This is a genomic window from Candidatus Poribacteria bacterium, from assembly GCA_021295715.1.
Taxonomy (GTDB): domain Bacteria; phylum Poribacteria; class WGA-4E; order WGA-4E; family WGA-3G; genus WGA-3G.
Map to the genome: position 1 here is coordinate 4,440 of JAGWBV010000106.1, position 10,027 is coordinate 14,466.

Below are 10,027 nucleotides of genomic sequence, written 5' to 3' on the forward strand. Positions count from 1 at the left end.
TCGTCAGCAAGACTTGCTTCTGTTCCATCTGACGGCGCGTGCTGTGCTTGCACTCCGTCTGTTAAGAAAGAAGCAAAAAATATCGCGTAGGAAAAAACGAGCCATTTGATATAGAGCATCTCAATCCCTCCTCTTATGGTCCGACCTTCTTATAAACGTGCACTAATGCACTTCGCATTTGGGCGAGTACGCCGCAAAATGGCACGACTACAAATCGGTTAATGCTATAGGTATTGAGCTGCTTTCTCTTTGAGGAACGCGAGTCCATCTGTCGCGAGACTTTCAGCACTCGGTGCGATGTCGCGCCAGATACAGGTCGCTGCAGCGATTTCCTTGACTGCCGGTGTAAACGATTCAATCACCAGCCATTTGTCGTAGTTCACCTCAGCGAGCGCACCGAAAACACCATCCCAGTCTACCAGTCCCGTGCCCGGAGTTCCTCGATCGTTTTCACAGCAGTGAACGTGATGTAAGTAATCCCCAGTGGCAATAATCGCGTCGGACTGATTTTTTTCCTCAATGTTCATGTGGAATGTGTCCAGATGCACTTTGAAGTAGGGGCTATCTACTGCTTCACAAAGTTTAACAGCGTCTTCGGCAATATTGATGAAATAGGTTTCAAACCGATTGAGTGGTTCACTTGCGAGCGTAACGCCGTGTTTTCCAGCGAATTCGCAAACATCTTGCAAACCTTCAACGCACCATTCCCATTCCTGTTCGTTTCTACCGCGTCCAACGAGTTTACCGACAGCACTATACATCGGTCCAACCAGTGTATCGGCACCCAATTCGGCAACAATCTCACAACAACGCTTGAGATAGGTTTTCCCATTTTCGCGAATCGCAGGATCTTCGTCAATTGGATTCCTGTCCCCTGCCATGATATTACATCCGATAGGTTCTAAGCCAGTATCCTTCAGTAATCCTTGCGTATAAGGGATATCCACTGTGTCTGGATCAAAGATGGGGATTTCGACACCATCGAACCTCATTTCGGCAACTTTAGGAATCAGGTCTGCGGTTTCTCTATCAAACTTATCCGCCCAGAGTAATAAATTTACACCAAACTTTGGCATTCTGTATTGCTCTCCTTATAGCTTAATAACATGGATTTATATGTATGCTATTTTTTGCAGTTTAGCACAAGTTGGAAAGCGTTTCAACTTTTTTGTGGTGTCGAGTAAGACTATTCAGTTTTTGACGACTCATTTTTTAAGATGGCATATCTGTTAGAAATCACTGACTTGATTTAAAAAGATATTTGGGTGCCAGCACTGTTAGCGATACACCGCGGGCAACCAGAAGCAGTGTCAGCGCACACCATAACCCATGATTCCCATAAGGCATCAACAGATAGACTGCGCTTAAGTAGAGCAGTGTTGACACAATTACAGAATTCCGTAAGGCTCTTGAAGCAGTCGCTCCGAGAAAAATGCCGTCCCAAATGTAGGCGGCGACGTTAATCACAGGCGCGACGATTACCCAAATCAGATACACTTCTGCACGTTCGACAAGCGACCTCTGATTTGTAAAAACATATAGCAATTGCTCCCCAAAGAATACAAAAATTAGCATAATCACACCTGCGAACAGAAATGACCACAGAAAGATGAGACGCGTCGTCCGTTTCAGACTTTGCAGGTCATGTGCGCCTTTGTACCTGCCGATCAAGCTTTCTGCGGCGAACGCAAGACCATCAATCGCAAACGACAGAATATAGATATACTGAAGCAAGATCGTGTTAATCGCGAGGTATGTATCACTCAAAGCCGCGGATTTCGCTGTGAAAACGGCATGACTAAACACAAGACAACAGGTCCTGATGAAAATGTCGCCACTGATACGTAGGAACCGCTTTAACTTGGACAGTAACAGTACCTCCCTGATATTCCAGCCTGTCAAGATACTTCTATAGCGTCTGAAAAAAAGCAGAATCGCCAATAGCACTCCGACATATTGGGCAATGACAGTTGCTAAAGCGACACCCTCTACCTTCATACCGAGTAACCGGACAAATACCAGATTTAAGACGATATTGACGAGGTTCACCACAATCGTCAATAGCATTGGGTAATGTGCGTTCTGTAAACCTAAAAAGACACCGTGTAGGGCGTGTAAGCACAATGTCGCGGGGGCAGCATAGATGCGAATATGATAATAGGCACGAGCGAGATGCTCTACTTCAGGGCTGGTATTGATGAGTAGGAAACTAATATCGGCAAGTTGCCACTGAAAGATAACGAGTAGCAGGCTTCCTATGAGACCGATGCATGTTGCTCTCAAAAATAAGCGTCCACACTCTGGTGTGTCGTTTTCCCCAAAGGCTTGCGCCGTCAATCCTGTCGTTGCCATTCGGAGAAACCCAAATCCCCAATAGATAAAACTGAAAATTACACCACCGATGCCGACCGCACCGAGGTAATGCTCGGATTCTAACCGCCCCATTAAAGCAGTATCCACCGCTCCTAAAAGAGGGATGGAAAAATTGCTGATGATATTCGGAAGGGCGAGTCGATAGATTTCTTTATTGACGTTTTCAGGTGTATGCATGGAAATGTCCGTTCCTGCCTCTGTCTTAGAGTCTACCCTAAATTACCCTGAAAGTCAACGGATATTCCGCTGACAGGGTCATTCAATTGTAGGTTTTTAGTGTGATATTTTTCACAGGTGTTAATACTTCAGATAAACAGAAGTCGCGTGACTTTTCACGCGACTTCTGCTATACTTCACCCTAAAAATTACCATGTTTTTGAGGTGAATCGTGACAAGCAGGATCGTTCAATTGTCCTTTTTGCAGGTGTTAACACTTAATATATGTCATGCTTTAAGACAAACCGCCGAAATTTTCGCAGCATTTCGCTAGATTTCGCAGCATTTTGATAGGAGGTAAAACCATGAACACAGAACACGATATGTGTCAAGCATAGGGAGCCTCCAGACCCGGTAGGGTTTGCTTGTAGGTTTCTGCGGATTTCTTCACGGTTTTGCGGCGTACTCGTCCAAATTTTGCCCATACGCGGCAAAATTTGTCTTTGCTTTACATTTGCAACCTGCATTCAGACATCCATTCCATAAGCCGTAAGGACATCAAAAAAATAAAGGGAATCATCCCTCAATACAACAAAGTACCAAATTCTGCTTATACATAGCAGGATTTGTGTCGCGTTACACTTTTCTTTGTAATTTCACGAGAAATTTAGTATACTATTTAACTAATGAAGGATAATACTTAACAATCCCAAGCATTTATGCTTGGGTCCAACCCCGTACCGCTCGTGCTTTATTATCAAAAAAGATTTGACGATGCCTTGATAATGTGGTATCATTAGAGTATCTCGTAGACAGGCATAACCAGCGTAGTCGCAAGGCTGCGTGCCTGTCTCTCACTGGTTAGGGGATAAAATACGGGAGACGAGATAGGCCCAATGATTCTATCACATAAGATAGCATTAGACGCTACGGACGACCAATGCGTGTGGTTTTCGCAACAATGCGGTTATGCTCGTTTTGCGTTCAACCATGCGTTATCCGACTACAACAACGAACCGCGTCCTTGGAAAGAACTCAATACTCGTTTCAATATAGCCAAGCGTGCGATTGATTGGACGCGCGAAATGGATCAGCGTGCTGCCTTGTTTGGTATAAAGCATCTTGGGGACGCTATAAGCCGTTGGAAAAGTGGACAAAACAGGAGACCGAAGAAAAAGAGACGCAGAAACCGTCAGTCATATAGCACCGACCCGAACACAGTCAAGGTAGAATGGAAACGTATCAGACTCCCCAAAATAGGGTGGGTGCGTATGTATCAGAAGTTGCGACATAAAGGTGACATTACAAAGGTAACCATATCAAGGATAGCACACCGTTGGTTCGTATCTATAACGGTAGATACAGGTAAACCGAATGCTCTACGAGACACACGTGGACTCCCTGCTATCGGTATAGACGTAGGAATCAACTCCCTGGCAACCCTTGATACAGGTAAGCAGTATCTGAACCCAAGGCCCCTGAAAAAGTATGAGAAGAAACTTAGGCGTGAGCAACGTAAGTTGAGTAAGAAAGAATATCTATCGAATAACTGGTATAAGCAGAAACGTAAAGTAGAACGTATCCACTATAAGATTGCGTGTATCCGAAATGACGCTCACCATAAAGCGACGACAGAGATAATCAATATGGCGAGTGTTATCGGGATAGAGACGCTCAAGATGACGAACATGCTTAGGAATAAGAACCTCGCCAAAGCGTTATCCGATAGTGCTTTAGGCGGATTTCTCTCTTTGCTCAAATCCAAAGCAGAAGTGCTTGGGGTCCCTGTTATAGAGGCACCACAATTCTATGCCTCAAGTAAGACGTGTAGCCACTGCGGACACAAGAGAAAAGCGTTATCGTTATCAGAAAGAACCTATCACTGTAGCGAATGCAGTTCTTCTATAGACAGAGACATAAACGCTGCGATAAATCTAAAGACCCTCGCCGTCGGGCAGACGGAGAGATAAAACGCTTGTGGAGTTTATGTAAGACCTTCACTTGCGGAAGGCAGTAAATTATGAAACAAGAACGGAGGAATCCCACTGCTTTAGCTGTGGGTGGTGTCAAAGATTGGTGTTATGCGTTTGCTGTCAAATCAATCGGATTCTGCGTATCTCGACTGCCGCGCTCGGTGACATTGGCTATAGGTGGATGGTTGGGGGTCCTTGTTTTCTGGTTGGCACCACAGCAGCGGGAACTGGCATGTGACCACTTACGAGGCAGTCTGACACTCTCAGATGAACGCCAAGTCAAAGTAGTGGCGAAACAGTGCTTTGAAAACTTAGGCAAGACTGTGGTAGAGTTCATGCAGTTCCCGCGTTTGAACCGGAAGCAGATTCAACGACATGTCACTTTTGCAGGAACTGAGCATGTGCAGCAAGCCCTGGCACTTGGGAAAGGGGCAATCATTCTAACTGGGCATTTTGGGAATTGGGAACTTCTGGCTGCCAGCATTTCCGCTACAATCGCGCCGCTTACACCCATTGTTCGTGAATTGCGTTCCCCCCGTCTAAACACATTGGTCTCCAGTTACCGGGAGAAAGCGGGGTATAGGACTATTGATAGAGATACCGGGGTGCGCCATGCACTTCGATGTCTCAAACGTAATGAACTGCTCGGTATTGTCGCCGATGTAGATACAGCCGTGAGTGGTGTTTTTGTCGATTTTTTCGGTAGGCATGCCTATACACCATACAGTCCAGTTGCTATTGCCCTGAAAACAGGGGCGGCGATACTGCCAACGTTCATTGTCCGGCAACCTGATGATTCACACCACGCAATTATCGAACCACCGTTAGTGTTGAAACGGACAGCTATGAGAGAGAAAGACCTTGTTGTTAACACGCAGAAATTCACAAAAATTATTGAATCCTACATCCGACGATATCCAGCGCAGTGGATTTGGATGCATCGTCGGTGGAAAACACAACCGTAGTAGAATCATTACACCCTTGTATCTCTGTCTGTTATTCTGCGTAATTTGTTGTAAAAATACGGAAGCACCTGTCGGAGTAACGGATCAGCCAATAGAAACCGTCCCGACACAGAAGGTGGATGGGTTTTTCACACAACATACCGAAGCAGGTGTTATCAAATGGACACTTGTTGGAGATACCTCAACGTTTCACGGAAGTTACATTGAAGTCCAAAATCCGACCGTTCAGATTTTTGAAGATGGCGTTGTTTCTATGACCTTGAATAGTCGAAAAGGCAAGCAGTTTCTCACGGGGAGCGAAAAAGATAATCTTCATCTCTCAGGGGATGTCGTCGGGGTCAGCGTAAATGGCACTTTATATAGTGAGATTCTCCATTGGCAAAACCTTGCCGGTAGGGTGTATGCCCCCGAAGAGGTCACACTCGTCCGTGGAGATTCCACATGGATCGGAACAGAGATGTTCTCGAATCCGACACTCAAAACCGTGACAATGGAAAACAATCAATTTGAACTTCACTCAAAAGATGAGAAATCACATGAATACGATCAAACTCCAATTGAACCCCGAGCTGAACAAAGATAGACATAAACACAGGTTTCAGTTTCGCAAATTTTGCAATTTTTGTGTGTATGCCAGTTTTCTAACGCTTTTTGTCTCTCTTATCTCCCTGACTCTCGGGGCGGAGGAGGCAGAAACAGAAGAACGTCTGTCACCCGCCGACACTGCGGAAATTCAAACGATAGAAGACACTGTAGAACAGAATGGAACTGCTGAAGATACGGAGGCTACACCAGCAACGACAAAAGAAATAATCACCGGCACCTCGAAAAGAATGGAGAGTTATGAGCAGGAAGGCATAACAATTCTTATTGACGAAGCCAAAACAGTCCGGCGTAATGAGGAAGGAATTGAAATCGGGTTTCTCAACGCTGATAAAATCACCCTCAAGCGCGATTTAGAGACTGGCGCAACAAAAGAAATCGTCGCTGAGGGCAATGTCGAAATCCGAGATCAGGATATCTTTGCTACCTGTGATCATGCTATTATGAATAACCTGACCAGTACCATTATTCTTCAGGAGAACGTTGTCGTCTTGCAAAACAAGGATCGGCTCGAAACTAAATTCTTTACTTTTAATCGGGTGACCGGAAAACAGACTGCCGAGGGAGATGTTAAATTTAAAGTTACCGTTGCACAGGCGGCACCAGTAGATTCAGAGACAGGTGAAAATACGGAAAACGGTGTAGACACTGCGGCAGAACAAACTTCTCCAACGACTCCTGAAGAGACAGGAGATCAGCCCCAAAGTGACGTAGATGCTGAAACTGATAATACTGAACCGGACACTGCGGAAGAACCTGCTGCAGATACTGAAGAAGTTGGAGATGTAGAGCCGGAAGAAGAAAGTGATACAGACGCTGAAGATGCTGAAGATACAGATTCTGAAGAAGAGACTGATACGGATTAGCGATTAGCGGTTGGCAGCCAGCGGTCAGTTAAGAGGTATCATCTAAAAAAGGGTTCTCTTACGACCCCTCAAAACCTGTAGTCCGTAACGAAGTGGAGGTGTTTTTGCTTGGGTGTTTCTTCAGATAGGTGAAATACACATAACAGTTCAAATCGCCTCGATTACTCCGCAAGGTAAAATTAAAAAATGGCAGTAGAACTACAAGCACACGGACTCGTAAAACGTTATACACGGCGGGGTCCCATAGTCGTCAATGACGTGAGCCTATCCGTCCAGCAGGGCGAGATCGTCGGTTTGCTCGGTCCCAACGGTGCCGGTAAATCAACGACCTTTTACATGGTGGTCGGACTGATTCGCCCGAATGCAGGAAGAATTACCTATGACGATAAGGACATTACCTTCTACCCGATGTATAAGCGTGCGAGACTTGGCATCGGTTACCTCGCACAAGAAACATCTATCTTTCGTAAACTGACGGTTCAACAGAACATTGAGGCAATCCTTGAGGTACAAGGCGTGCCAAAGTCAGAACGGGTACCTCGCATCCGCGAATTGACGGATGAACTCGGCATTTCAAATCTACTACCACGCAAGGCATATACACTCTCAGGGGGTGAGTGTCGCCGCGCAGAAATAGCACGCGCCCTTGCGGCACAACCTAATTTCATTCTGCTCGATGAACCGCTCTCTGGAATAGATCCGATTGCTGTGGCGGATATCAAGCAGCTCATCGGCCACTTGCGGAACCGCAATTTAGGTGTGCTCATTACGGATCATAATGCCGCTGAAACACTTGATATTGTTGACAGGGCGTACATCATTGTTGATGGAAGAATTACACTCGCCGGGACGCCCACAGAACTCATCAACAGTGAGACTGCAAGAGACCTCTATTTTGGACACAATTTCTCCTATCGGGTGGAATAGCAATCAGCAATTAGCAATCAGCAATCAGAAAGAGTGTGTAATTTCACCAGAAATCTCTTTACTGACGGCAGACGGCAGACAGCCGATAGCTAATAAAACGAGACTTGATGAAATGTACAAAGCGCAACTTACCCAATCACCCCAATTAACACAGAAAACGTCCATTACACCGAGGTTACAACAGGCACTTAAAGTGCTAAATATGCCGCTGCAGGAACTGACACAATTCATCAGTCAAGAACTCGAGCAGAACCCCTTCTTGGAACTCGAAGCAGAGGACGAGACAACACTCCCCGCCGAAGCATCGGATTCAGTCCCCGAATGGAATGAACCAGAAGAAAATCTTGATCGGGAAGATAGTACCATTGATATTGATTGGGAGACAGCTTTTGAGGACCGTGTGTCCGTTAGCGAGCGGATAAATTCCAAATACTCGGACGCTGACGAACTACAATCAGACCTGGCGCATGAATGTTCGCTCCACGAACATCTTGCTGAACAATTGGACCTTGCACCACGGGAGGTTATAGCTTCAGAAACAGAACGTGCCATCGCAGAGCAAATTCTCGGAAACCTCAACGATGACGGACAATTGGAGCTCAAACTGTTTCAAGTTCCGTGTGAATTCCTGCCCGACCTCGATGAAGAAGAGCTGTCAACAGAACTGCACATTTTTATTCAAAAAAAATTATCAGCAGCAACGGGCGATCTTAATATTCAATTGTCAAAAACTGCTACAATTGCTGTGAAAGATACACTGCCTCCTTCCGCAGAAAATCGAGGTATGCCTGCACATCGTGCATGGAAAATTAACGACAAAGATAACAAAAAGACATATACTATTCTATACGAATGTCCGCCAGACAGCCATAAGCCAGCACTTATCTTTTACCAACTTACATTGGATGATATTGCTGAAACTGTTGGCTGTGATACATCACTCGTTGAAACTGTTCTTCGTAAGATACAAGATAATTTTGAACCGCTTGGCATAGCGTATCGAGATATAAGGGAGGCATTACTGATACAGATTCGCAATTATGAATCGGCAGTTAGCCGTCAGCCATCAGCCGTTGGTAAAAAGACGGGAACGGAAGACGGAAAGGAAGGAGGGAGCACCGCTGACGCTTCCACGCTTCCACCCTTCCATTTAAATGCTGACAGCCAACACGCCATTCTGCCCCTTGTCCAAGAAATCGTTGAAAATCACTTCAACACTTTTTTGTATCAGCAATGGGATGGCATCGCGGATGACCTGAAAGTTGACATCACAGCGGTTAATGCAGCTGCGAAGTGGATAGGAAGATTATCACCTCATCCCGGTCGCTACTTCACGGATCCGGCGACTCGATCGCTCAAAAGATCCTCCGCAACGGAGATCATCACACCAGACGTGGAGATACAATACCTTAATGGAAAATATCAAGCTATCTCTGTGGACAATTACATACCACGCTTACAGATGAATCCTTACTATGTAAATCTGATGCGCAATCGTCCAGATACCTTGGATTCTGAAGCGAAAGAGTGGATAGAGAAACGGTATCGTGATGCGACAAATTTGCTCAGCAGCCTGGCACAACGAGGTAGCACGATCGCTCGGGTCACCGAAGCAATTTTTGAGGTGCAAACGGAATTTCTAACACAAGGCGTTAAAAGTATTAAACCCCTGACCTTGAGAACAATAGCTGAAAAAATAGGAATTCACGAATCAACCGTCAGCCGAGTAACGAGCAATAAATACGTCCAAACCCCACACGGCATGTATCCCCTTCGGTTCTTCTTCAGTAATGAATTAGCGACCACGCAAGGAGACGGAGTCTCCGCTAAACAGGTGAAAAATCTCATTCAAGAGATGGTTAATGCCGAGGTCCCCTCGAAACCGCTCAGCGATCAAGCGATCAGTAATGCCTTGAAGGTGAAAGGTATCTTACTCGCAAGGCGAACCGTTCAGAAATATCGCGATGAATTGGGCATTCCGACATCACGTGAAAGGTCTGCTGCCCGCGAGGATTCTCGCATCAACTGATTTTGGATTCGTCAATGTACCCACGCCTAAAGACTTGGGACCTGTTAAGAGCCTAAGTCTCGTGCTTCGTTCTTGTTTCTCGTTTCATAGAGGTCAGTAACCCGACGCTCTCCACGAAGGGTGCAAGCCACCCTA

The 10,027-nt window shown here is 45.7% G+C and carries 8 protein-coding genes; 6 read left to right on the plus strand and 2 right to left on the minus strand.

Annotated features, from left to right (window positions below; all coding sequences use genetic code 11):
- Positions 1-224: 224 nt before the first annotated feature.
- Positions 225-1,076 carry a sugar phosphate isomerase/epimerase gene (locus J4G07_19875; protein ID MCE2416250.1) on the minus strand — a complete coding sequence of 284 codons (852 nt, stop codon included), beginning with the start codon at positions 1,074-1,076 and terminating at the stop codon, positions 225-227.
- A gap of 160 nt (positions 1,077-1,236) precedes the next feature.
- Entirely contained in the window at positions 1,237-2,550 is a 1,314-nt protein-coding gene (locus J4G07_19880; GenBank protein MCE2416251.1) for an MATE family efflux transporter, read from the minus strand.
- Positions 2,551-3,425: 875 nt separating this feature from the next.
- On the opposite strand from J4G07_19880, the gene J4G07_19885 reads away from it, so the two are divergent.
- From J4G07_19885 to J4G07_19910, 6 genes are all read left to right on the plus strand, one after another.
- On the plus strand, positions 3,426-4,499 hold the full coding sequence (locus J4G07_19885) for a transposase (protein ID MCE2416252.1): 1,074 nt from the start codon (positions 3,426-3,428) through the stop codon (positions 4,497-4,499).
- Between the two features lie 50 nt (positions 4,500-4,549).
- Positions 4,550-5,467, plus strand: a complete 918-nt coding sequence (locus tag J4G07_19890) for a lysophospholipid acyltransferase family protein (protein MCE2416253.1) — start codon at positions 4,550-4,552, stop codon at positions 5,465-5,467.
- Positions 5,397-6,050: an LPS export ABC transporter periplasmic protein LptC gene (lptC, locus tag J4G07_19895; GenBank protein MCE2416254.1), complete on the plus strand. Its 654-nt coding sequence runs from the start codon at positions 5,397-5,399 to the stop codon at positions 6,048-6,050. The genes J4G07_19890 and lptC overlap by 71 nt, the downstream gene beginning before the upstream one ends.
- Complete coding sequence (locus J4G07_19900) at positions 6,004-6,936, plus strand: hypothetical protein (GenBank protein MCE2416255.1); 933 nt, start codon at positions 6,004-6,006, stop codon at positions 6,934-6,936. The genes lptC and J4G07_19900 overlap by 47 nt, the downstream gene beginning before the upstream one ends.
- Before the next feature lie 186 nt (positions 6,937-7,122).
- Positions 7,123-7,863, plus strand: coding sequence for an LPS export ABC transporter ATP-binding protein (gene lptB / locus J4G07_19905; GenBank protein ID MCE2416256.1), 741 nt, complete (start codon positions 7,123-7,125; stop codon positions 7,861-7,863).
- Positions 7,832-9,892 carry a hypothetical protein gene (locus tag J4G07_19910; protein ID MCE2416257.1) on the plus strand — a complete coding sequence of 687 codons (2,061 nt, stop codon included), beginning with the start codon at positions 7,832-7,834 and terminating at the stop codon, positions 9,890-9,892. Before lptB ends, J4G07_19910 begins: the two co-directional genes overlap by 32 nt.
- Positions 9,893-10,027: the final 135 nt, after the last annotated feature.